This window comes from Mesorhizobium sp. B2-5-3 (assembly GCF_006441005.1).
In the GTDB taxonomy this organism is placed as follows: Bacteria; Pseudomonadota; Alphaproteobacteria; order Rhizobiales; family Rhizobiaceae; genus Mesorhizobium.
Map to the genome: position 1 here is coordinate 1 of NZ_VFUS01000004.1, position 25,625 is coordinate 25,625.

Annotated in this window: 9 protein-coding genes and 2 pseudogenes; 6 read left to right on the forward strand and 5 right to left on the reverse strand. The window is 63.8% G+C overall.

Annotation, left to right across the window (positions count from 1 at the left end; all coding sequences use genetic code 11):
• The 4 genes and pseudogenes from FJ867_RS10355 to FJ867_RS10380 form a co-directional block, all read right to left on the reverse strand.
• A pseudogene (locus tag FJ867_RS10355) lies at positions 1-284 on the reverse strand (molybdate ABC transporter permease subunit); the annotation flags it as partial.
• A gap of 21 nt (positions 285-305) precedes the next feature.
• Positions 306-1,331 carry a sulfate ABC transporter substrate-binding protein gene (locus tag FJ867_RS10360; protein ID WP_140521250.1) on the reverse strand — a complete coding sequence of 342 codons (1,026 nt, stop codon included), beginning with the start codon at positions 1,329-1,331 and terminating at the stop codon, positions 306-308.
• Positions 1,332-1,891: 560 nt separating this feature from the next.
• Positions 1,892-3,985: a penicillin-binding protein 1C gene (pbpC, locus tag FJ867_RS10370; RefSeq protein ID WP_140817323.1), complete on the reverse strand. Its 2,094-nt coding sequence runs from the start codon at positions 3,983-3,985 to the stop codon at positions 1,892-1,894.
• Between the two features lie 212 nt (positions 3,986-4,197).
• Positions 4,198-9,696, reverse strand: coding sequence for an alpha-2-macroglobulin family protein (locus FJ867_RS10380; protein WP_140817325.1), 5,499 nt, complete (start codon positions 9,694-9,696; stop codon positions 4,198-4,200).
• A 273-nt stretch (positions 9,697-9,969) separates the two neighbouring features.
• Between FJ867_RS10380 and FJ867_RS10385 the strand changes: the two genes are divergently transcribed.
• The 6 genes and pseudogenes from FJ867_RS10385 to FJ867_RS10410 form a co-directional block, all read left to right on the forward strand.
• Complete coding sequence (locus tag FJ867_RS10385) at positions 9,970-11,895, forward strand: autotransporter assembly complex family protein (protein ID WP_140817327.1); 1,926 nt, start codon at positions 9,970-9,972, stop codon at positions 11,893-11,895.
• Positions 11,896-11,897: 2 nt separating this feature from the next.
• Positions 11,898-17,951, forward strand: a complete 6,054-nt coding sequence (locus FJ867_RS10390) for a translocation/assembly module TamB domain-containing protein (protein ID WP_140817329.1) — start codon at positions 11,898-11,900, stop codon at positions 17,949-17,951.
• 262 nt (positions 17,952-18,213) lie between these two features.
• Entirely contained in the window at positions 18,214-19,872 is a 1,659-nt protein-coding gene (locus FJ867_RS10395; RefSeq protein ID WP_140495085.1) for an ABC transporter substrate-binding protein, read from the forward strand.
• A 149-nt stretch (positions 19,873-20,021) separates the two neighbouring features.
• Positions 20,022-21,056 carry an ABC transporter permease gene (locus tag FJ867_RS10400; RefSeq protein WP_140685475.1) on the forward strand — a complete coding sequence of 345 codons (1,035 nt, stop codon included), beginning with the start codon at positions 20,022-20,024 and terminating at the stop codon, positions 21,054-21,056.
• Positions 21,057-21,068: 12 nt separating this feature from the next.
• Complete coding sequence (locus FJ867_RS10405) at positions 21,069-22,226, forward strand: ABC transporter permease (protein ID WP_140495091.1); 1,158 nt, start codon at positions 21,069-21,071, stop codon at positions 22,224-22,226.
• Between the two features lie 53 nt (positions 22,227-22,279).
• Positions 22,280-24,481, forward strand: a pseudogene (locus tag FJ867_RS10410) (ABC transporter ATP-binding protein); the annotation flags it as partial.
• A gap of 544 nt (positions 24,482-25,025) precedes the next feature.
• Here FJ867_RS10410 and FJ867_RS10415 read toward each other — a convergent pair.
• Positions 25,026-25,616 (reverse strand): transglycosylase SLT domain-containing protein, encoded by a 591-nt coding sequence (locus FJ867_RS10415; protein ID WP_140817331.1) that lies wholly within the window; start codon positions 25,614-25,616, stop codon positions 25,026-25,028.
• Positions 25,617-25,625: the final 9 nt, after the last annotated feature.

Consider the following 25,625-nt stretch of genomic DNA (forward strand, 5'->3'; position numbering starts at 1 on the left):
CGCACCAGCACCCAGGCGACCAGCGTGCCGAACACGACATTGACGGCGGCCGCGACAAAGGCGGTGCCGAAGCTGATGCGGAGCGCGTTGATGGTGCGCCGGTCGGTGGCGATCGCCCAGAAATCGGTCCAGCCGAGCGCCGCGGAGCGCCAGACCAGCCCCGACAGCGGAATGAGGATGATGAGGGTAAGGTAGGCAAGCGAGAAGCCGAGCGTCAATCCGAAACCCGGAATGACGCTCGGCTGTCGAAACCGCCAACCCGCCCGAGCGGGTGCTGTGATCATATCGTCCTGAATATCGACTGCTTACTGGGGCTTGTAGATCTGGTCGAATATACCACCATCGCCGAAATGGTAAGGCTGTGCTTTCTTCCAGCCGCCGAATTGTGGGTCGTCGATGGTGACCAGCTTGATCGGCGGTAGCTTGGCCAGGTCCTCTGCCGACACCAGATCGGGCTTGGCCGGACGATAGTGGTTCTTGGCGATGATCGTCTGCGCTTCCTTGGAATAGAGCCAGCCCAGATAGGCTTCGGCGACCTTGCGCGTGCCCTTGGCATCGACATTGGCGTCGACCAAAGCGACCGGCGGCTCGGCTAGGATCGAGGTCGGGGGATAGACGATATCGAAATTTTCGGCACCGAACTCGTCGAGCGCTAGATAGGCCTCGTTTTCCCAGGCAATCAGCACGTCGCCCAGGCCCTTTTGCGCGAAGGTCACCGTCGAGCCGCGCGCACCGGTATCGAGCACCGGAGCGTTGGCATAGAGCTTGCCGACGAACTCCTTCGTCTTGGCCTCGTCGCCACCGTCATTGGCGTTGGCATAAGCCCAGGCGGCGAGATAGTTCCAGCGTGCGCCGCCCGATGTCTTCGGGTTGGGCGTAATCACCTGGACGCCGTCCTTGACCAGGTCGTTCCAGTCGTGGATGCCCTTGGGGTTTCCTTTGCGGACGAGGAAGATGATGGTCGAGGTGTAGGGTGCCGAATTGTTCTCGAATTTCGTGCGCCAGTCCGGATTGATCTTTTTCGACTTGGAGACGATGGCGTTGATATCGCCTTCGAGCGCCAGCGTCACCACGTCGGCGTCGAGGCCGTCGATCACGGCCCGGGCCTGTGCGCCCGATCCACCGTGCGACTGCTGTATGGTGACCGTTTCCCCTGTCTCGGCTTTCCAGTGAGCGGCGAAGGCCTCGTCATAAGCCTTGTAGAGCTCGCGTGTCGGATCGTACGACACGTTGAGAATGGTGGTATCGGCGAACGCGAAACCGAGCGTGCCGAACTGGACAGACGTGGCGACCAGTGCGCCGAGCAGTCTCCTGAAACGAGGTTTGGTCATTTCTGCCTCCGTTGAACCCACGTCAAATCTACCGAATTGGTAGAATTTAGATGCATTAAATGTTGCCTTTTTTGTCGTTTTGGAGAAAATCTTGGACCTGATTTCGCGGTGCGGAGAAACATTTTCCCTCAAACGTCCCCTTGGCGAATCCCCATCGACCTATCTAGGAACAAGCGGTGCCGAAGCAAGGCTGTGGCATTTGGTCGGCACGCTATCCGGCTGGACTGGGAAATCGAAGCGCTGCTTGGCGGAGGGATCGTGGTTCAGCGTGAAGGTGCCGCCATTCGCGTGCATAGTTCTTGAATCCGGCCGAGTGCATCGCGCCGAGCAGCAGCTTGCGGTTTGCCGTCGCTTCGCTTGCGGTACAGGAAAATTGTCCGTTCCGGCGTAACGGATATCCTGGCGGATCGAGGGGCCGGCAACGCGGACGAAGTCGGCGGGCAGGGCGTCGGCGCGGGCTGGGAGGAGATTGCGGGTAAAGGAACTGGCGTCGCGAGTATTGTCGCGAGGCGCCGTACCTCAGGCGAAGAAGCGCAATCCCCTGAATCGCTTGCGCAATCTTATTCAACAAACACCTTCACACTTGCCGCGCGTCCCGCCGCATCGATTACGGTCAAGGTCGAGTAGCCGGTGCCGTCCGGTTGCCATGTCGCGGTGCGCCGGCGGTCGATGCCGGTCAGCGGCTTGCCGTTGGCCAGCCAGCGGAACGGCGCGCGCCCGCCTTGCAGCTTCAGTACCAGCGGCGAGGCGTCGGCCGAGTTGGTGGCGAGATCGACGCGGGCGCCGTCGGGCGGAAAGATAATGGTCGGCGCGGGCTCTGTGGGGGTCGAGGCCTGAACCAGGCCGTCGGACCCGGCGCCGAAGCGGGCAAGCGTCACAGGCAGGTCGTTACGTCGAGGAGTGAAGGCGCCGGGGGGCTTGCCCGGCAGCGGCACGGTGGCGAGACCCGAGCGGACAAAGCCCTCGAACAGAATTGGGGCTGCCGACACATAGCCGGACAGGCCAGGCACCGCGCCTGCATCGGCCCGGCCGACCCAGACGCCCAGCACGTAACGGCCGTCGAAGCCGACCGACCAGGCATCGCGGTAGCCATAGGAGGTGCCGGTCTTGTAGGCGATGCCGCGCTGCAATGCACCCTCGGGCGGCTTGACGCCCGACAGAATGTCCATGATTTGCCAGCTCGCCTGGTCATCGAGGATGGTCGCGGTGGTGCGCTCGGCATCGGCCGGCTCGGTGCCATCATGCAGCGTGTGCGTCTTGCCGCCATTGGCGAGCCCTGTATAGAGCTGGACGAGATCGCGCAGCGTAATCCCAACGCCGCCAAGGCCGATGGCCAGGCCCGGCGCCTCGTTGACCGGCAGGATCGGGTTTACCCCAGCCTGGCGGAATCGGGCCGTCAGCCGCGCGGGACCGACTGCGTCGAGCACGCGGATCGCCGGCACGTTGAGCGACAGTTGCAGCGCCTCGCGGATGCTGACGTCGCCCTGGTAGCCCATATCGAAATTCTTCGGCCGGTAGCCGCCGAAATCGGCCGGGCTGTCCTCGATCAGCATTTCCTGCGCCACCAGTCCCTGTTCGAAGGCAAGACCGTAGATGAACGGCTTCAGCGTCGAGCCGGGCGAACGCACGACCTTGGTCATGTCGATCCAGCCGGAGCGGCTGGCGTCGAAGAAATTGGCCGAGCCGACTTCGCCTAGAATATCGCCGGTGCGGGAATCGGCCAGCACCATGGCGACGGAGAGACGCGCCCCAAGCTTGGCGGCGGCGTCGCGCGCTACCTGTTCCAGCCCTTCCTGGACGCTCTTGCGGATCGTCAGCTTGAGCGGCTGGCCGGGAACCGCCTTGGGCAGCATCGCATAGGCGGCGTGCGCGGCGAGCGCCGGCAAGCTACGGCGCAGGCCAGACACATCGTCGAGCGCGGCGCGCGCGGCCTCGCGTTCGCCAAGCAGGCCAGCCGAGGCCATGCGGGACAGCACGCGGTCGCGGGCGGCGTGCGCGATCGCGAGATTGCGGTCGGGCCGGCGCTTTTCCGGCAGTTGCGGCAGGGCGACGAGAAGCGCGGCTTCCGAGACGGTGAGCCGCTTCGGCTCCTTACCGAAATAGGCGAGCGAAGCGGCGCGCACGCCTTCGAGATTGCCGCCATAGGGCGCCAGCGTCAGATAGCGTTCGAGGATCCCGCGCTTGGACAGCCGCCGCTCGATCTGGATGGCGCGCAGCATCTGCTTGAGCTTGGAGCCGAGGCTGCGGCTGTCGCGCGGCTCGATCAGGCGGGCAAGCTGCATCGACAGCGTCGAGCCGCCGGACACGATGTGGCCGCTGGTGGCGAACTGGCCGGCGGCGCGGGCAAGCGCCAGCACATCGACGCCTTCATGGTTCCAGAAGCGCTTGTCCTCATAGGTGACCAACATGTCGACGAACTGCTTGTCGACCTGGTTGAGGCGGGTTTCGAGCCGCCAATAGCCATCAGGCGTGGCGAAGGCGCGCAAAAGCTGGCCGTCGCGGTCCTGGACTTCCGTCGAGACGGTAAGCTTTTCAGGAAGCGGAGGCGGGAAGGCGCGGTCGAGCTGCCACAGGGTAGCGGCGGAAACAGCAATAACAGCCACCAAGGAGGTGCTAGCGATAGCCGCGCGGCGCAGGAATTTTCTTGAGGGCATGGCGCTGCCCCTCATCCGCCTGCCGGCACCTTCTCCCCGCATAGTGGCGGGGAGAAGGGAGCTGTCGCAATCGTCGGCGCCTTTTCTGTAATGTTGAAAATTGGCGAAAGCCTTGGTGCAGGGCCATTTCTCCCCGTCATTATACGGGGAGAAATGCCCGGCAGGGCAATGAGGGGCAGCGCAAACTTCACGTTCATGTCCGCCTCGACACCTTACGGCGCCTTGACCTCCATCATGCCGGTGGCGGTACGGGCCGAATATTGCGGCCGGTACATATCCTCCACCGTTGCGGCCGGATGGGCGTAGATGCCCGGCGTCACGGCGCGCACGACATAGGCGAGCGTCAGATTGTGGTCGTGGTCGCCGTCGCTGGGGTTGAAGGCGGCGACGAAACGGTCGTCGCGGAATTCCAGATGCGCGGCGTCGGTCTGCGCCAGCCAGGAGAAGTTCGACAATTGCGCGCTGGAGACCAGGCCGGGATTGTCGATCTCGAAGCCGGCCGGCAAAAGGTCGGTAATCAAAAGGCGCGAAGGCCAGTTGTTCTGTTCGTTGACCTTGAGCACGACGACATAGCGTTCGTTCTGGGTTGCCTCCGTCACATTGGCTTCGGTGCCGTCGAGCTTGTAGTAGGTGCGCTCGATAGTGAAGCCGTCACCTCCCGCCGGCAAGGGCTGTACCGGCGACGCCACGGTGGTGACGACGGCCTGCAGCGGGGTCTTGCCGGTGTTGGCGATGGTGAGCGGGCTGTCGGCCAGATCGCTGCCGTTGACCTGGCTGGAATAGCCGCCGGAATGCGGCGCGCCATTGACGGAAAGCGTGATCGAATCATTGCCTTCCTTCAGTGCCCGGGCCGCCAGCAGCATCCAGGATTCATCCTGGGTGCTGGTCCAGCGGACCTCGGCGCGTTGTTTGGTCACCAGCTTGATCAATTCCGGCACGATCGTCGGCGCCGGTTTTGATTCCGCCGCCAGCGCCAGCATCGCGGCGCCGTCCCGCAGCGCCGAGCCATAGTCCGACCGGTAATAGTCATAGTCCGTGCTCGACTTGGCGAGCCGCAGCGCCGTCTGGAAGGTCGCTTCCGAACGCTGGGCGTCGCCATAGAGCGCCAGGCTCGCCGCCAGCTGGGCGACAGCCATCGGGCTGGTGAAGGCCTCGAGCTGGGTGTCCGCGTAATAGCGCAGATCGCCGATCGAGGCCTTCTTGTTGCGGGCGAGCACATAGAGCGCGTAGGCGATCTCGCTGCCGCGGTCCTGGACGTCCTGATCGTACCCAAGCGAGTTCTGAAGATTGCCCAGTGCCTGGTTCATGGCGAGCGCCGGCACGTCGTATTTCTGCTCGCGCGCCCTGGTCAGGAAGTCGGTGACATAGGCGTCGAGCCACAGATCGCCGGAGCCCGGGCCCCACAGGCCGAAGCTGCCGCCCGAAGCCTGGTAGCTCAGCACCTTGTAGATCGCGTCCTGGATGCGGCCACGCAGCTCGGGATCGCTCTCCATGCCGACGCCCGAGGCCATTTCGTTGACATAGAGCAGGGGCATCGCCCGGCTGGTGGTCTGCTCGGCGCAGCCATAGGGATAGCGGTCGAGCGTCATCAGGAGCGAGGGCACATCGAAGGCCGCCGCCTGCGAAACGCCGACACTGACCGAAGCGCCGTCGAGCAGGCTTGCCGCCAAAAGCTCCTTGTCGACGCGCAGCGCGCCGCCATCGCCCTTGAGGTCGACCACCATGCGGGTGGTGACCGGCAGTTGTGCTGGACGGACCGGCACGTAGAGCGTCTGCTCGACCTTGATGCCATCGGCGTGCGCCAGCTTGATGGTGAGCGAGGCATTGCCTGCCGTCTGTGCGATCAGCGGCACGGTCAGGGTCTGGCGCTTGCCCTGCGCCAGCGTCAGTTTCTGGGGCAGGGGCTTGTCGCCCGTCGAGAGGTCCCTCGTCGTGTCGATCGACAGCGCGTAGTCGCCGGCCGGGCCGTCGGTGTCCGCAATGTCGAGCCGCATGACGGCGGCGTCGCCGGGCGCCAGGAAGCGCGGCAGGCCGGCGGTGATCACCACCGGATCGCGCACGATCACGTCCGACTGGGCGTGGCCGACCGCTTCCTTGGTCCAGGCGACGGCCATGACGCGAACCGTGCCGTTGAACTGCGGAATATCGAAGTCTACGCGTGCCTTGCCGTCGGCATCGAGCTGCACCGGGCCGGAGAAGAAGGCGACCAGCTTTTCGGTCGGCGGACTGCCCTGCGCCTGCATGTTGGCGCCGTCGCCGCCGGTCCTGAGCTTGCCCATAGTACCGAGAGAGCCGTCGATCAGGCGGCCGTAGAGATCACGGATTTCCATGCCCAGCATGCGCTGGCCGAAAAACCAGTTCTCAGGATCCGGCGCCTTGTAGTTGGTCAGGTTGAGGATGCCGACATCGACGGCGGCGACAGTGACATAGGCGTTGCTGCCGGGCTCTACGCCGGCGACCGCGACCGGGATCGACAGCTGCTGGCGCGGCATGGTCTTGTCCGGCGGGGTAAGGGTGACGGCGAGCTTCTTCGAGCCCGGATCGACCTTCAGCCATTTCACGCCGATGGCGCGGGCCGGCATGCGGCTTTCCTGCGCGTCGCCAGGCCGGAACAGGGTTGCCGTGACATAGGCGCCGGCGCCCCAGTCGTCGCCGACCGGGATGTCGACCGTGCCGCCGCCGGCCGGCACCGACGCCGTGACGGTCTTCAACAGCTTGTCGGAACCGATGTTGACCAGAAGTTCGCCGGCAAAATGCGGCGAGACCTTGAGCCTGGCCACTTCGCCGGCGGCATAATTGCCCTTGTCGAGGGCGATCTCGAGACCATCAGGCGTTTCGGTGGTGGTGGAGGAGACATACCAGCCGCCATCGAACTCATAGCTGGTCGCGGGTCCTTCCGGATCCGCCGTCTCGACCTCGAGCCGGTAGCGGCCCCAGTCGACCGGGATCGACACTGTCGCCTCGCCGTCGGCGCCAAGGTCGACCTGGCCATTGGCGATCGATTTGGTGAAGGTGACGGGTTCGTAATTCCATGAGTTGTTGGAGCGGTACCACTGGTAATTGCGCTCGACCTTGACCAGCGACCATTGCGCACCTTTCAGCGCCTCGCGCTGGCCGTCGGGGTCGACGGCGATCAGGCTGAATTTCGCCGTGCCGCCCTGCGGCACTTCATCATCGGCAAAGTTCGGCCGGATGCCGATCATGTGGCCTTGCGGGCGGATGCCGATATTAAGCGAGCGCTCGATTGCGCGGCCGCCGGTCTCACGCATACGGACCGTCACCTTGGCGTCGATGAGCTTCGTGGTCGACGGCAGTTGCTCGACGGAGACCGGGAAGGTCGCCTTGCCATCCTCGCCGACCACCGGAAGATCGGTGAACGGGGTGACGGTCGGTTCCGACGACTGCTCGTCGGCAAGGCCAAAGGAATAGCCGTTGAAGCGGTCCCAGTCACGCGCGGTCGACAGGGTCAGTTCGCCTTCGAGCGCGAGGCCAGCAGCCGGTGCGCCATAGAGAAAGCGGCCGTCGACGGTGATGTTGGCGGTTTCGCCCTGCGCGATCTCCTGCTTGTCGGCCTTCATGTCGAATTCGATGCGGTCCGGCACGAAATCCTCGACCAGGAACATCTGGCTGGCGACGGCCGGTTGCTTGGGATCGGTATAGATCGATACCGACCAGGTGCCGCGCATGGCGTTTGGCTGGAGCGGCAGATCGACGGCGTGCCCGCCGGCTGACGCGCCATCGCTGACGACGCGGCGATCCTCGACGCCGTCCGGGCGCGAGAAGATGAAGGTCAGCGGCAGGTTCTCGACCGCCTTGGCGGCGCCGTCACGGGCAAGAGCCGCAACATGCACCTCCTCGCCGGCGCGGTAGATGCCGCGCTCGGTCCAGGCGTAGACATCGAGCGCGCCCGGCGCTGCGCGTCCAGTGACGCCGCGGTCAGACAGGTCGAAACCGGCGCGGGCCATGTCGAGGAAGACAAAGTCGTTATCGCCCTGCCTGGCCATCAGCACGGCCGGCACCATGCCGCCGTCGCCGCGTGTTAGGCCGGGATTGAACACGGCATGACCATCGGCATCCGAAGTCGCGGTGCCGAGGATCTCGTTGTTGCGGGCAACCAGCGTCAGTTCGGCGCCCGCTATCGGCTTGGCGCTGCCCAGCGAACGGGCATAGACATTGAGCCCGTCCTGACCGGTATAGGTCGAGAGGCCGATGTCGGAAACGACGAACCATTGCGTGGCCATCGAGTTGTAGTCGTCGCTCTTCTCGCTGACAGCCTGGGCAGTCAGCACATAGACGCCGGGCTTGCGCCGCGGCAGCGCCTCGTCGACCGGGAAGGAGGTGGTGACCTCCTTGTTCAGGTCGTTGGCGATGTCGAGCTGGCCTTCCCAGACCGGCTCGCCCATCTGCTCGGAAATGTTTGAGATGTCGTAGCTGTCGAGCTGATGCAGGAACTGGTAGCCGGACAGAAGCTGGGCCAGCGAGCGGTCGCCGATGCGATAGAGCTTCATCTCGGCGGCGTTCATGTTGACGGTGACGACGGGGATGCCGCGGCGCGCACCGGCCGGCAGCACGAAGCTGTCGCCGGTGAAGCGGGCCGAAGGCGCACGGTCCTGCACGTAGATCGACAGCACGACGGGCGCGGCGGTCACTTCGCCGATGGCGGCCGGCAGGCCGGCGCGGAAGGTCACGTCATAATGCTGGCCGTGTTCCAGTCCTTCGACGCAAATCTGCTTGTCCTTGGCTTCAACGCCTTTGGGCGGCTGGTTGTCGACGGTGACGAATTGTGCGTAATCGACGCCGGTCTTGACCAATTCCTCGGAGAATTGGGCGCAGATGCGCGGGGCGCTGGTGTCGGCATCGACGGTGTGGTCGATGACGCGGAAACCCTTGCGAGCCTTGAGATCAGAATAGTCGGCCTGGACCGCAGGCGAAGGTACCAGGGCAAGGCTGGCTTCATAGGCCTGCAGGGCGGGGCGATAGAGGTCGCGCTTGTCGAGGCCGGAGCCGATGAGCGCCAGCGTCTCCGCCCGCGTCCTGGCTGTACGCAGGAGCTTGTAGGCATTGAAGGCGGCCGACGTACCGTTTGCCGGCAAGGTGGAGGCCTCGGATGTGTTGGCCGCCGGCTGCACGGCAAGCGTTTCGCGCGCCAGGTTGAGCCAGAGCTGGCCATCGTCGGGCATGACAGAGACCGCGGCCTCGTATTTCTGCATGGCAGTGCGATGATCGCCGGTGAGCACCGCCTGCTCGGCCGCCGTGGTCAGCGCGGCCATGCCCTCGGTCGGCCTGTCATAGGCCGGGCCGAGCAGCCTGTTGCGGTATTGCTGGGCCTGGTCGGCCATCCAGTTGGGGAAGAAGGCGAGTTCCGGCGGCGCGCCGATGTCGGGATCGCCGTCGATATTGACGACCTTGCCCGCGACCGCGCCGTTGAAGGGCTTCAACTGGTTATAATCGGATTTGAGGAAACACCATTTGGCCTTGGTGTTATAGGTGAAGGCGCGGCAGGCGGGATCGCCCAGGCAGGTGGTCTTGCATTGATCGAGCGTGACATTCTGGTCCGACCGGAGGTCGAAACCGAAATAGTCGGAATTGTCGGTCGTTGCGACTCGCCGTACTTCGGCCGCTTGCGCGACGCTACCCCAGGGCAAGACATTGGCCCAGGCGAAGAAGAGAAGGACCAGGAAAGACAGACCACGAGCCGCGCGCATTGCCATAACACCCTCCAGACAATTTGCAGACGTCCGGGCATGTTCAAGCTTCACTCAGGCTTGTCAACATGAGGACGCGGCAGGGTTCCGCCTGCCAACGGTTTCCTTTCCGGCCAACAGCCGGTAGTACCTCCATAGGACAGGGGATCACGCATTCTTGCGGCAACGCAAAAGGTGTGAATTCCAAGCCCGTCCTATTTCAGACAATTGGATTGTGGCCCCTTTACGAGCGCTTCAGAACTTCATTCCAATTTTAGGTTTGTAAAGTAGGTTGTCTTAATGCCGGCGTATGAAAGGCAGATGTCAGGGGGTACCGAGCCAAAGCGCGTGCTTTCGCGCGCGCTGCTTCTGGCCGTGATCTGCTGCTCGCTGATCGCCGGACTGGGACCGGCGGCCGCCTTCGAAATCTTCGGCATCAAGCTGTGGGGCTCATCGAGCGACGAGGATGCCGACATCGTCGATCCGATGCGCTACGCCGTGACCATCTCCGCGCCCGACGCCGACAAGGACCTGGTGAAAAAGCTCGAAAACGCCTCGTCGCTGAAGAGCGACGAAGACCATCCCGTCTCCGGCTCGCTCGGTCTGATGGCCAAGGCGCGTAGCGATCGAGAACAGCTTGTGGCGGCGCTCTACGCCGATGCCCGCTACGAAGGCGTCGTCACCATCACCATCGAGGGCAAGCCGCTGGACGAATTGCCGCCGGACGCCGAATTCAAGGGTCCGCAGCCCATTCCCGTGGCCGTCAACATCGCCGCGGGTCCCAAATTTACCCTCGGCGATATCCGGCTGGAGGGTGACGCCGCTGGATTGATGGGCGCCGACTACGGCCTGATATCAGGCGGCGACGCTGGGTCTGGCGCGGTGCTCAAGGCCGAGGCGCTGATCGTGCGCACGCTGAAGGAGCAGGGCAGGCCGCTGGCCGAGGTGACCAGCAGGCACATCGTCGCCGACCATGACACGTCGACCCTCGACGTGACGCTGACGGTTGCTGCCGGGCCAGTCGCCGGCTACGGCGCGACCACGGTGGAAGGCACCGAGAAGGTCGACCGCGACTTCACCGAATACATGACCGGGCTGAAACGTGGCCGGCAATACTCGCCTCAGGAGATCGACGATGCGCGCGACAGGCTGCTGGCGCTCGAGGTCTTCAACAGCGTGACTTTCAAGGAGGCCGACAAGCTCGATGCCGAGGGCAACATTCCGATCGGTGTCCAGGTCAGCGAGCGCAAGCCGCGTTATTTCGGGCTGGGCGGCACCTTCTCGAATACGGAAGGGCTGGGGCTGGAGGGGTATTGGGGCCATCGCAACCTGTTCGGCCGGGCCGAGAAGCTGCGCATCGACGGAGCCATCAGCGGCATCGGCAGCAATGACCTGTCCGAATTGAACTACAATGCCGGCATCATGTTCGAGAAACCCGGCGTGATCGGGCCGGCATCTAAATTCTTCGCCGGCATCAAGACCGTGCTCGAACATCCCGACGCCTACGACCATTTCTCGGTCAAGGGCAACACCGGCCTGTCCTATGAACTGACCAAGAACCAAACCGTGTCGGCCGAGGTCGCGCTCGACTATTCACGCATCCACGATTCCTTTGGCAAACATAAATACCTGATCGCCAGCATCCCGCTGCAATATGTCTATGACAACAGGGACGTCAGGCTGAACCCGACCAAGGGTTTCAGGTTGCTGGCCTATGCCGAGCCGAGCTACGACATATTGAGCGGTGCCGCCTTCCTCAAGCTGAAGGGCGAGGGATCGGCCTATCAGTCGCTGGATACCGCTTCGAAATTCGTGCTGGCGGAACGTGTCGCACTTGGCTCGATCGTCGGCACCAGCCTGCAGAACGTGCCTGCCGACCGGCGTTTCTATTCCGGCGGCGGCGGCTCGGTGCGCGGCTATGCCTATCAGGGCATCGGCCCCAAGGATTTCACCGGCCAGCCGATCGGCGGCCTGTCCTTCTTCGAGACCTCGGTTGAAATGCGTATCGCCATCACCGACACGATCGGCATCGTGCCGTTCGTCGATGCCGGCACGGTATCGACCAAGTCGTTCCCCGATTTTTCCGACGTCAAGGTGGGCGCCGGCGTCGGCTTGCGCTATGTGACGCCATTCGGGCCGCTGCGTATCGACGCCGCCGTGCCGCTCAACCGCGACCCAGGCGACCCTCATTTCGGCATCTATGCCGGCATTGGTCAAGCGTTTTGAACATGAAGACGGTCTGGCGCATCCTTCGCATTTTTCTCTACACGCTGCTGATCGTGGTAGCAGGCGCCATCGGCGCGCTTTTCGTGCTGACCAAGACCGAGCGTGGACGCGACAATCTCGCCGGCATCATTTCGCGCCTGGCCTCGAGCGACGAGCGTAAGGTCACCGTCAGCGGCATCGACGGTATCTGGTCGGGCGCGCTCAGTGTCGACCATGTCGTGCTGGAGGACCGCGAGGGCGCCTGGCTGGTGGCGCGCAAGGTGGCCATCGACTGGTCGCCGCTGGCACTGTTGTCCAAAAACTTCAGAGCCGACCGCATCGCGGCGGAGCGCATCGAACTTGCGCGTCTGCCGGTGGCCGGCACGCAGCAGCCGGCGCAAGGCGGCGCGACGACGCTGCCGGTTTCCATTGATATCAAGCAGATCGACTTGCCGGAAGTCGCGCTTGGCCAACAACTGGCCGGCAGCGGCATCGCCGAACTCGCCGCCAAGGCCTCGGTGAAGGCCGACGCCGCACCGCTGTCGGTCGAGACGGTGCTCAACATTACCCGCCATGACGGCAAACAGGGCAATGTCGACGCGCAGATCCATTTCGCGCCAGCGGACAACAAGCTCGACCTCAACCTCAAGGCGTCGGAACCGGCCGGCGGCATCATCGCCAATCTGCTCAATCTGCCGGATACGCCGCCGGTCGACATCGTCGTCTCGGGCACCGGCCCGCTGGCCAACTGGAGTGGCGTCGGTACCTTCCTTGTCGATCATCGGATCGTAACCCAGCTCACCGGCCGCCATCAGCTCACCGACAAGGGTAACTATCTCGAAGCCAAGGGCGACGGCGATTTCGCCCGCTTCCTGCCGGAGAACCTGAAACCATTGTTTGCCGGTAAGACCAGCTTCGATATGGCGGGCACCGCCACGACGGCGGGCGGGATCAGTGTCGACCGGGCCAACATCGACAGCGATGCCGTGCACGGCACCGCGACCGGTATCGTCGATCCCGCCGGAGCCAGCGATCTTTCGGTCGAACTCGCCGCCAAGGGGCCACCCGTGGTGGTTAGCGTCGGCAGCAAGGCGCAGCCGATCACGCTGGCGATCAAGAATGCCACCGCCCGGGCGTTCGGCGACGGCAAGGCGCCGGTCGTCGATATCGGCGCCTCCTTCGTTTCGATCGTCGTCGGCGGCACGCGGCTAGACGACCTGGCGGCGCAGATACACTCCGACGGTTTCGACATCCAGAACCGCACCGGGCCGGTTACCGTCAAGCTTGGGGCCGGTGGCCTGAAAACCGACGTCGCGACGCTGGCGCCGCTGGTCACTGGCAAGGTCGATGTCGGCCTGGCTGGTTCCCTCAGCAAGGACGCCATTGTCATCGATCAGGGCACGCTCCGGTCCGATGCGCTCAATGCCTCGCTGACGGCGACCGTGGCGCTCGCCGACCTGTCGATGCAGCTCAAGATGAATGCCGATGCCGTGGCGACCGCCTTCCCGCAGCAGATCGCCTCGGTGCTCGGCGGGCGGGTGAAGTTCTCGGCCACAGCGTCGCGCGATCCGCAGGGCTCGTTCGCCGCCAACTCGATCGAACTCACGTCCGGTTCGCTCAGCGCCAGCGGTACCGCCAGCATGCAAGGTACCGACATCCTGGCCGATATCAAAGGCAGGCTGGGGGATGTTTCGGTGCTGTCGCCGACGGTCGGCGTCCCGGTCGAGGGCGGTGTCGATTTCGCCCTGTCGGCAAGCGGCGCCATGACCGCGCCGGATTTCACGGTTTCCGCCAACAGCGATAGCCTGACGGCCTCGGGCCGCACGGTGAAGTCGATCAAGCTGACCGCGAGCGGCAAGGCCGACATTGCTAGCCCTTCCGCCAATGTTTCGCTGACCGGCGCCGTCAACGACCAGCCGCTCGACATCAAGGCGGCGCTGGTGACGAGCGAAGGCAAGCGCTCGATCAATGGCTTTGCGGTGTCGCTGGGTGACAACAAGGTGTCGGGCGATCTGGCACTGGATGACAAGTTCATGCCGCTGGGCACGCTCATTCTTTCTGCGCCTGCAATCGATCAGCTTGCGGCGCTGGCCGGCCAGGCGGTGACCGGCGACATCAACGGCACCATTCGCTTTGCCAAGAGTGGCGACGTGCCCTCCGTTGCCATTGACGCGAAGAGCACGTCGATCGCGCGCGGCGAGGTGACGGCCAGCACAATCGCCGTCAATGCCTTGATTGCCAACTATCTCAAGGCGCCGGCGATTTCAGGCTCGATCAAGGCCGATGCTGTGACGTCGGGGACCACCCAAGTCGGCGGCATCATCGTCGATCTGAAGCGCGACGGAGACTGGACGAATTTTTCCGGCGGCGCCACCGTATCCGGCATTCCAGCGAAGGCGGCGGGGCGCGTGAAGATCGCCGATGGCGTCACCAGCGTCGAGATCGCCTCGGGCGAGGCTACGATTCGCGGCATCAAGGCGGCAATTGCCGAGCCATCTATGCTCAGTATCGCCGATGGCACCACCAGCATCGAAAAATTAGCGCTCGATGTCGGCGGCGGCTCGGTGGCGCTGTCCGGTACCGCCGGCCAGACGCTCGATCTCGCGGCAAAGGTCTCCGCCTTGCCGGCTGCCCTTGCCAACGGCTTTTCGCCCGGCCTCGATGCCGCTGGAACGCTTGATGGCAGCGCTGAGGTAACGGGCTCGCCGTCGGCTCCGGACGTCCGGTTCAATGTGCAACTGGCCGGTGTCGAAACAAGCCAAACCCGCCAGACTGGGCTTGGGCAGCTCGCAGTCGACGCGGCCGGCCGCTACACCATGGCCGGCGGCGTCGTCCTCGATCACGCGACGCTCTCCGGTGACAAGGTTTCCGGTCAAGCCGCCGGCACGATCAATCCGAACGGCGCCAGCGATTTCGCCCTTGACCTCGTCTCATCCGGTCCAAGTCTGCCGCTCACGGTCGGAAGCGCCGAGAGTCCCATCAAGATCGAGGTCCGGTCGCTGTCGGCAAAGGTGGCGGGCGAGAGCACGCGGGCCCGATTGGATATGTCCGCGATCCTGCCCTCGATCGCGACGAGACCGGCGAAGGTGGACGGACTGAGCCTGGCATTGCACTCGGATGCGTTCGATCTGAAGAACCGCGCCGGGCCGGTTTCGGGCACAGTTTCGGTGGATAGGGTTGGGCTCGACAATCCCACCATCGCGCCGCTGATCGCCGGCAAGGTCACGGCCGCGCTCAGCGGGCGCCTGTCAGCCGACGCTGTCGCCATCGACAGCGGCTCGCTCAAAAGCGACGCGCTCAACAGCCAGGTCGCCGGCCTGGTGTCGCTGCGTGACGGCGCCATCGACCTCAAGCTGAAGGCGGATGCTCCATCGTCGGCCCTGCCGGCCGCAGCACGCGGCATGCTTGGCGAACGGGCGCAGTTGAGCGCCACGCTGAAGCGCGAGCCCAACGGTAATATCGCCATAGGCGGATTGACGCTGGCCTCCGGCGCGCTGACCGCACAGGGGCAGGCGAGCCTTGCCGACAATACGCTGGCCGCCGACATCAAGGGCGTGCTGGGCGATGTTTCGCTGCTGTCGAAGGATGCCAAAGGCGCCATCGCCTTTGCGCTGAATGCGCAGGGCCCGGCGACCGCGCCGGATCTGTCGCTGACCGTCGACAGCGACAAGCTTTCGGTGGCGTCGCGCGAGATCACCGGGCTCAGACTAACCGCCACCGGCAAAGCCGACGCGGCCAAGCCGGCGGCCAATGTGCAGCTGACAGGCAATGTCGCGGGCCAACCCTTGCAAGGCAGTGCGGTGCTGGCGACCGCGGACGGCAAGAGCGCCATCAATGGCCTGCTTTTGTCGCTGGGCCAAAACAGGATTTCCGGCGACCTGGCGCTGGACGACAAGTTCATACCCGAAGGCACGATCTCTCTCGACCTGCCCGATATAGGACCGCTTGCCGCATTGGCGCTGGAAAAAGCGGAAGGCGATGTGCGCGGCACGATTGCGTTCTCGAAGAACGGTGCCGCACCGCAGGTCGCCATCAAGGCTACGACCGCCTCGGTCACGCGCGGCGATCTTCAGGCGAAGGCCGTGTCGATCGACGCATTGATCGCCAATTACCTCGCCGCTCCGGTCATCTCCGGAAAAATCCATGCCGACACCGTCACGTCGGGCGGCACGGTGATCGGCGGCATCGATGTCGACCTGAAGCGTGACGGCGACTGGACCGGCTTTTCCGGCGGCGCGACGGTGAAAGGAATTCCGGCGAGGGCCGCGGGCCGCGTGAAGGCGGCAAACGGCACGACGACCATAGAGCTTGCTTCCGGCGAGGCGACCGTCCAAGGCATAAAGGCTGCCATCGCGCAGGCTTCGACCGTCACCATCGCCAATGGCACGACGACGCTGGACAGGCTGGTGCTCAACCTGGGCGGCGGCACGGCGACGGTGACCGGCAAGATCGGGCAGGCGCTCGACATCAACGCGGCGCTGGCGCGGGTGCCGATCTCGCTTGCCAACAGTTTTTCGCGGGGTCTCGATGCCGCCGGTTCGATTTCGGGCACGGTGAAGGTCACCGGGGCACCAGCCAGCCCCAGTGCGGCGTTCAACCTCGATGCTGCCGGCGTCCAGACCTCCCAGACCCGCGGCGCGGGGGTCGGTGCGGTGAGTGTCTCTTCCTCCGGCACCTTTGCCGGCAACAAGCTGACCTTCAACGCCAATGTCAGCGATGGGGCCGGCCTTGGTCTCAAGGGCGGCGGCACGGTGACGACATCAGGCACGCCGGCGCTCGCGCTCGACTTCAATGGCGCCGTGCCGTTCGGAATCCTCAGTCAGAAGCTCGCCGCGCAAGGCCTGTCGCTGACGGGGACCGCGAGTGTCAATGTGCAGGTACGCGGCCCCGCGACATCGCCGGTCATCGGCGGCAGCATCAGCACGTCGGGCGCCCGCCTGCTCGACGCGCGTTCCGGGCTTGCGGTCAACGACATCGCAGCCGAAATTTCCATCGGCAATGGCGTCGCCAGGATCAACCGGCTGACCGGGACGCTGTCGACGCGCGGCAGCCTGTCGGCCAGCGGCACGGTCGGTATCAATCCGGCGCAGGGGTTCCCGGCCGACCTGTCGATCAAGCTCACCGACGGCCGCTACACCGATGGGCGGGTGGTCACCGCCAACCTTGGCGGCGACCTGACGATCAAAGGACCGCTGACGTCGGCACCGGTGATTGCCGGCACCGTCAACCTTGCCAAAACCGTGATCACCGTTCCGGACAAATTGCCAGGTTCGCTTTCGGCGCTCGATGTCAAACACAAGAACGCGCCCGGCGCGGTCAGGGCGCAGGACAAGGCATTGCGCCCGGCCACGACCAGCGGCAAGACGGGTGGCAGCGGCCTTGTGCTGGATGTCACCGTCAACGCGCCGAACCAGATCTTCATCCAGGGCAGGGGCGTGGACGCCGAACTCGGCGGCTCGCTCAGGCTGACCGGTCCGGCCTCATCGCCGCAAGCGGTCGGCACTTTCACGCTGCAACGCGGGCGGCTGTCGATTCTCGGCAAGCGGCTGACCTTCACCGAGGGCACGGTCGGCTTTTCTGGCTCGCTGGTGCCCTATCTCAACCTGACCGCGACAACGACCACGAGCAGCGCAACCGTCACCATCGTGGTGTCGGGCGAGGCGACCAATCCGAAATTCACCTTCACCTCGGTGCCGGCGCTGCCCGAGGACGAGGTGCTGGCGCAACTGATCTTCGGGCGGTCCATGTCGAACCTGTCGCCGCTGCAGATCGCGCAACTGGCCGAAGCCGCCGGGCAACTCGCCGGTGTCGGCGGCTCGACGTCGCTGCTGGAAAACCTGCGCAGCGCGATCGGCGTCGACGATCTCGATGTCACCACCGACGAAAAGGGCGGCACGGCGGTTTCTGCCGGCAAGTACCTCAACGACCGCACCTATGTGACGATCCAGAAAGGCGACAAGCCGGGCTCGGGCAAGGCCACGATCGACCTCAACGTGGGACGTGGCGTCAAACTGCGCGGCGAGGCGACGGACGCCGGCGAAGCCAAGGGCGGCATCTTCTACGAGAAGGAATATTGAAGCGGAGACTTGGGCTGGCCCTCATCCTGGCGAGGGCTGGTCCTGTCGCAAACCGCGCCAATGTCTCAGTTTAATCGCCTGAAGAGATTTAGTGGAAATCCGTCGCGCACTAGCAATTTTGCGCCAAGACTGTCGCTATCACGCGAACCGCTCCCCCTCCAAAGTTGCACATTCGTCAATATGTTCCCAACCATGCCGTCTTTGACATCATGGCCTGGATGCGGAATGTTAATCGGCGGAAAGCCAACAATGGGAGTTAGTCATGACAATCTACAAGAGTAATGGCGATAGCGTTCCGGATCACATCCTGGCCATGGCCGAAGAGGCCAAGTCGGGTAAGGTCGATCGCCGCGAATTCCTCGCGCTCGCCAGCGTCTTCGGCGCTTCGACGGCCATGGCCTATGGCCTTCTGGGGCTCGCCGCCCCGACGCCGGCCAAGGCCGAGGACGTGCAGGGTAAGAAAGGCGGCGTGCTCAAGGTGGCAATGTCGGTCAAGGATCCCAAGGATCCGCGCACGGCCGACTGGTCGGAAATCTCCAATGCCGAGAGGCAGGCGCTCGAGCCGCTGGTGAAATACACCCACCAGTACACATTCGCGCCCTATCTCCTGGAAAGCTGGGACATCAATGACGACGCCACCGAGTACACGCTGCATGTGCGGCCGGGCGTCGAATGGAACAATGGTGACAAGTTCACCGCCGACGACGTGATCTACAATTTCACCCGCTGGGCCGACAAGGCCGCGGAAGGCAACTCCATGCCGGGCCGTCTCGGCAGCCTCGTCGATGACAAGACCAAGAAATTGCGCGAAGGGTCGGTCATCAAGGTCGACGACATGACCGTCAAGCTGAAGCTCACCAAACCCGATATCGCCATCATCCCCAACCTGACCGATTATCCGGCACTGGTGGTGCACAAGAGCTTCGACGAGAAGGGCGCCAACTTCAAGAACTGCCCGATCGGTACGGGTCCGTTCGAGCTCGTCTCCTACGACGTCGGCCAGAAGGTCGTCTACAAGCGCCGCGAGACCGGCAAGTGGTGGCAGGGCGAAGCCTTCCTCGATGGCGTCGAGTTCATCGATTACGGCACCGATCCGGCCGCAACGGTTTCGGCCTTCGAATCGGGCGAAGTTCAGACCAACCATGAGACGACCGCCGACTACGTCAAGATCATCGCAGACGTCGGCGCGCCGCCTTCCGAGGTCGTGACCGCCGCCACCGTGGTGTCGCGCTTCAACGTCAACGCCAAGCCTTATGGCGACCAGAAAGTGCGTCAGGCGATGTGTCTGGCCGTCGACAACTCGGTGGTGCTGCAGCTCGGCTACGGCAATGCCGGCACGCCGGCCGAGAACCACCATGTCGCGCCGATCCATCCCGAATATGTCGAGCTGCCCAAAATCAAGCGCGACATCGCCAAGGCCAAGCAGATGCTGACGGAAGCCGGCGTGATCGATTTCGAACACGAGCTGATCAGCAACGACGAGGACTACCACAAGAACACCACGGACGCGATCGCGGCCCAACTGCGCGAGGCTGGCATCAAGGTGAAGCGCACCGTGCTGCCGAGCTCGACCTTCTGGAACGACTGGACGAAATATCCGTTCTCGGAAACCAACTGGAACATGCGTCCACTTGGCATCCAGGTCATCGCCATCGCCTACCGCTCGGGTGAAGCCTGGAACGAGACGGCCTACGCCAATCCGGACTTCGACAAGAAGGTCAACGAGGCGCTCGGGATCGCCGACGCGGAGAAGCGCAAGGTGGTGATGAAGGACATCGAGCAGATGCTGCAGGATTCCGGCATCATCATCCAGCCTTACTGGCGCAAGCTCTACATCAACATCAAGCCCGAGGTGAAGAACCACTCGATGCACCCCACCTACGAGCACGACTTCGGCAAGGTCTGGCTCGATCAGGCGTGACCCACAGCCTGTCGGGAGCGGGGCGCCAGCGCCTTTCGCTCCCGCGGCATCGCCGCCGTTGCATTGGATGCAGCGGCGGCGTGACGTCACAAGGTTTTTGATACAGGGTTGAACCTATCTGACCCCAACCCGGCCGGCAGGGGGGTACAATGTTCTCATTCATCGCCAGACGCATCGGCACGATACTGCTCACGATGCTGTGCCTGACGCTGGTCGTCTTCTTCCTCGTCAATCTGGAACCCAACCTGAAGAAGCTGGCGATCAGCCAGACCGAGATGCACACCTCGGCCGAACAGCTGGAAAGCTGGCTGGTCAATCACGGCTACCGGCAGAACTTTTTCGTGCGCTACGGCCAGTGGCTCGGCGTCGTGCCCAAGCAGCCGGTAACCGATCCGGCGACCGGTAAGCCGGCGCAGCGCTTCTCTTTCTGCAATGATCCGGCCGAGCCGAAGTTCTCCGGCGTGCTCCAGGGTGATTTCGGCTGCTCGACCAAATTCAAGACCACGGTGGGGGCCAAGCTATTCCCTGCGCTCGGCGCCACGGGCATCCTGATGTTCTGTGTGCTGGCGGTGATGGTGCCGGTCTCGCTGCTGATCGGCATCCTGGCCGGCATGCGCGAGGGGTCGCGCACCGACCGGGTGCTGTCGGTCGCCTCGATCGCCTCGACGGCGACGCCCGAATATGTATCGGGCGTCATCTTTACCGTCATCTTCGCCTCCTGGCTTGGCTGGCTGAACGGATCCGCCGCATCGGCAAGCCAGGGCATCACCTTCTATAACTTCACGCTGCCGGTGATCACGCTGGCCATCTACGGCATCGGCTACATCGCGCGCATGACGCGTGCCTCGATGGTCGAGGTGATGACGCAGCAATATATCCGCACCGCCCGGCTGAAGGGTCTTTCCTTCAAAAGCGTGGTGGTCAGGCACGCGCTGCGCAACGCTCTGATCGCGCCCTTCACCGTGATCATGCTGCAGTTTCCGTGGCTGCTCACCGGCGTCGTCATCGTCGAGGTGATGTTCCGATATCAGGGCTTCGGCTACACACTGGTCGAGGCCGCCGGCAACAACGACATCGACCTTTTGCTCGGCTGCTCGCTGGTCTCGGTGTTCATCGTCCTGATCACGCAGCTCATTTCCGATGTCGGCTACGCGTTCCTCAATCCGCGCATTCGGGTCCAGTAGGGGAGACGGCGCATGCAAGCCCAATATATCGGTGCCTCCACCGTCGTCCTCGAAGTGCTCTGGCGCTTCTGGCCGGTCTGGCTCGCGCTTCTCATCGTCATGGGCGCGAGCTTCCTCTACAAGAAGAAGCTGGCTCTCTACGGCCAACTGTTCGACAGCGGCGTCGGCATAGCGGGGGTGGCCATCTGCCTGTTCTGGCTGTTCACGGCGATCTTCGCCTCGACCATCTCGCCTTTCGATCCGCTCGGCCAGATTCCCATCATGAAGGATACACTGCCCGGAGCCATCGAACCGCAATCGGGCCTCGCCTATCTGTTCGGTGGCGACAAGCTCGCCCGCGATGTCTTTTCACGCATGGTCTATGGCAGCCAGATCGTCCTGATCATCGCGCCGGCGGCGACCGGCTTCGCGCTTATGGTCGGCATCACGCTCGGCCTGCCGGCCGGCTATTACGGCGGCAAGATCGATACCGTTTTGTCGTTCCTGGCCAATCTCGTGCTGGCCTTCCCGGTTATCCTGCTGTTCTACCTCCTGGTGACGCCGGGCATCATGGACACGCCGATCCCCTACGCGCTGGCCGGCGTTTTCTTCCTGTTCCCGATTATTTTCTTCTGCGTGCTGTTCTGGACGCGCTACAAGAACCGTTCCGACCGGATCTACATCCTGCTCGGACTGACGCTGGTGGTCGGCGGCTGGATCTATGCCGGCCTGGTGTTCGATGCCGACCCGCTGAAGATCGTGCATATCGATCCCAACCAGCTCAACATCTTCGTGGCGGTGGTGTTCGCCTCCAGCCCGGGCGTGTTCCGCATCGTGCGTGGCCTGACCATGGATATCAAGACGCGGGACTATGTGGCGGCGGCCCAGACGCGCGGTGAATCGCCATGGTACATCATGCTGTGGGAGATCCTGCCCAATGCGCGCGGACCGCTGATCGTCGATGCCTGCCTGCGCATCGGCTACACCACCATCCTGCTCGGCACGCTGGGCTATTTCGGCCTCGGGTTGGCGCCGGAAAGTCCCGACTGGGGCACGGCGATCAAGGATGCCAGCCGGCTGCTGCGTTCCTTCATCCACCCGGCACTGCCGCCGACGATCGCGCTGATGTCGTTCGTGCTGGGGCTAAACCTGCTCGCCGACTCCCTGCGCGAGCAATCGATGAAGGATTGATGGCGGGGTCCTCGACCCTACTTGCCCGGAAAAACCAAGGATTGGAGCGACCCATGAACGAGGCAGTTCGAAATCCGGCCAGGCCGAACAATGGGCCGATCATCGAGATCGAGAACCTGTCGATCTCCTTCTTCACCCGCAAGGGCGAGATACCGGCCGTGATGGATTTTTCCTGCACGGTCATGCCCGGCGAGGCGATGGGCATTGTCGGCGAATCCGGCTGCGGCAAGTCGACCGTGTCGCTCGGCATCATGCGTGATCTCTCCAACATCGGGAAGATCGTCGGCGGCAAGATCAAGTTCCAGGGCAAGGACATGGGCGAGCTCTCCGAGGAGGAGCTGCGCAGCATCCGCGGCAACAAGATCGCCATGATTTATCAGGAGCCGATGGCGAGCCTGAACCCGGCGATGAAGATCGGCCAGCAGCTAATGGAAGTGCCGTTGATCCACGACAAGGTGTCGAAGGAAGAGGCCTATAAACGTGCGCTCGAAATGGTGCGCTCAGTGAAGCTTCCCGATCCGGAACGCATGATGCGCTCCTATCCGCACCAGCTTTCCGGCGGCCAGCAGCAGCGCATCGTCATCGCCATGGCGCTGCTGTCGAAGCCGGCGTTGCTTCTCCTCGACGAGCCGACGACGGCGCTCGACGTGACGGTGGAGGCGGGTATCGTCGAACTGGTCAAGGGGCTGGGCGAGAAGTTCGGCACCTCGATGATCTTCGTGTCGCACAATCTTGGCCTGATCCTGGAGACCTGCGACCGCATCACGGTGATGTATTCGGGCGAGGCCGTCGAGACCGGCAAGATCAAGGACGTGTTCGACCGGATGCGCCATCCCTATACGCAGGGCCTTTTCCGCTCGATTCCACTGCCGGGCGCCGATAAGAACTCGCGGCCGCTGATCTCGATCCCCGGCCAGCTGCCCCTGCCGCATGAAAGGCCGAAGGGCTGTAATTTCGGTCCGCGCTGCCACCATTTCGTCGAGGGCGTCTGCAACGCCGCCGAAATCCCGATGATCGAAGTCGCGGGACATGAAGGTCATTTCTCGCGCTGCGTGCGCTTCAACGAAATTGATTGGGACGCCCTGCCGCCCGGCGCCAAAAAGGTCAATGAGAAGGTCGTGCCTGGCGCACCGGTACTCAAGATCGAGGACTTGAGAAAATACTACAAGGTTGGCGGCAGCGAGGTGTTCGGCTCAAGCGAGGGACGCGTCGTCAAGGCCAACGAGACGATTTCGTTTACGGCGCGCGAATCCGAAACCGTCGCCATTGTCGGCGAATCCGGGTGCGGAAAATCGACGCTGGCCAAAGTACTGCTCGGGCTCGAGACGGCGAGCTCCGGCAAGGTCACGCTCGCCAACAAGGAAATCCAGTCGACCGGCATCGAGAGCCGCAGCGTCGACACGGTGTCGTCGATCCAGATGGTGTTCCAGAACCCGTTCGATACGCTCAACCCCAGCCATTCGGTCGGCTCGCAGATCATCCGCACACTGGAAAAATTCAACGTCGGCAAGACCGTCGCCGACCGGCGCAAGCGCATGCTGGAATTGCTTGACCTGGTGAAGCTGCCGCGCGCCTTCGAGAGCCGCAAGCCGCGCCAGCTTTCGGGTGGCCAGAAGCAGCGCATCGGCGTGGCGCGCGCCTTTGCCGGCGATGCCAAGGTGGTGGTGGCCGACGAGCCGGTCTCGGCGCTCGACGTGTCGGTGCAGGCGGCGGTGACCGAGCTGCTGATGGACATCCAGCGCAAGAACAAGACGACGATGCTGTTCATCAGCCACGATTTGTCGGTCGTGCGCTATATCGCCGACCGGGTCGTCGTCATGTATCTCGGCTATATCGTCGAGCAAGGTACGACCGACCAGATCTTCGCGCCGCCCTATCATCCCTACACCGAGGCACTGCTTTCGGCGATCCCGATCGCCGACACCAGCGTGGTCAAGAAGCACATCGTGCTGGAGGGCGACATACCCTCGGCAATGAACCCGCCGACAGGCTGTCCATTCCAGACGCGCTGCGGCTACAAGAGACTGGTGCCGGATAATCTCTGCGAAACCAAGGTGCCGCCGGTAAAGAACCTGGGCGGCGGGCACATGAGCCTGTGCTGGCTCTCGGACGACGTTCTGGCGACGATGGAGCCAGTGATCAAGTTCGACAAGCAGCATGCCGACCATGAGGGCGTGCCGGACGACGCGCCGCATGGGGCCGGCCCGGGCTTTGCCGGTCAGCCACCCAACCGACCACATGGCAAGACCGCCAGTGCGGAAGCCAGCGCGGTGGGAGAGGACGCCGAGGAGACAGAAGCCGTGTGGCGAGCCCGCCGCCACGAGGTGCGCGACGAGGTCTCCGAAACAGGTGCACCGGCGACCGATGCCAACGCGACCTCCGCGCCTTTCACGCCGAGAACGCTCGGCGAGGGCCGCCAGGCAGAGAATGCGCGTGTCGCACCAATTAGCGGCCGTGCGGCCAGACCAGGCGCGGCGCGTGATGGCGCGGCCGACAGGAACCGACCCGCCGGCATCTCCAAGCCTGCCAAGCCGGACGACTTGAAATTGATATCCGGCGTGGGTCCGAAGACGGAAGCCATCCTCAATGGCCTCGGTATCTTCACCTACGCTCAAATTGCCTCGTGGAAGAAGGCCGAACGGGAGTGGGTCGACGACCATTTGAGATTCCAGGGCCGCATCGAGCGCGAGGACTGGGTCAAGCAGGCGAAGGCGCTCGCCAAGGGCGGCGAGGCGGAATACATCAAGGTGTTCGGCAGGAAGCCGCGCTGACAGGCGCTGTCGTTGTAGCGGGAGCCCTTTAGCTGCCGCACTGCCTTAGCTGTTCGGCATAGTCGCGGGCCATCTTGTCGGTGGCCCGGGCATAGCTCTGGGCGCCGGAATCGCCACGATTGCCGCGGCCATAGGCGGTCCAGCCGAGATAGTAGGCAAGGTAGAGATTGTAGGTGTCGTTGCGGGCGACGCCGTAGGTATCCGCTGTCTTGGAATGGTACCAGCCGACGAAATCGACGGCGTCGGCGAATTTGGTCCGGCGCGCCGCCCAGTTGCCGGTTTCGCTCTGATATTGCGACCAGGTGCCGTCCAGCGCCTGCGAGAAGCCGGTGGCCGACGAGACGTGCTTCCATGGGATGAAACCGAGCAGTTTGGTGCGTGGCGGCCGGGCGTTGCTCTTGAATCCCGATTCCTTGCGCACGGTCGCCATCAGCACGGGGACGGGCACGCCGTATTTCTGCTCGGCGCGTTCGGCGGCCGACTGCCAATTGTCGAACCAGCCGTCATTCTGGTCGAAGACGGCGCAGACATTGTTGATGTGGCTGGGGGCCGTCGCACAGGCCGAAAGTGCCAGCAGCATACCAACCGCTACAATTTTACTAAAACTCGACCTACGCATCGGCAGAGC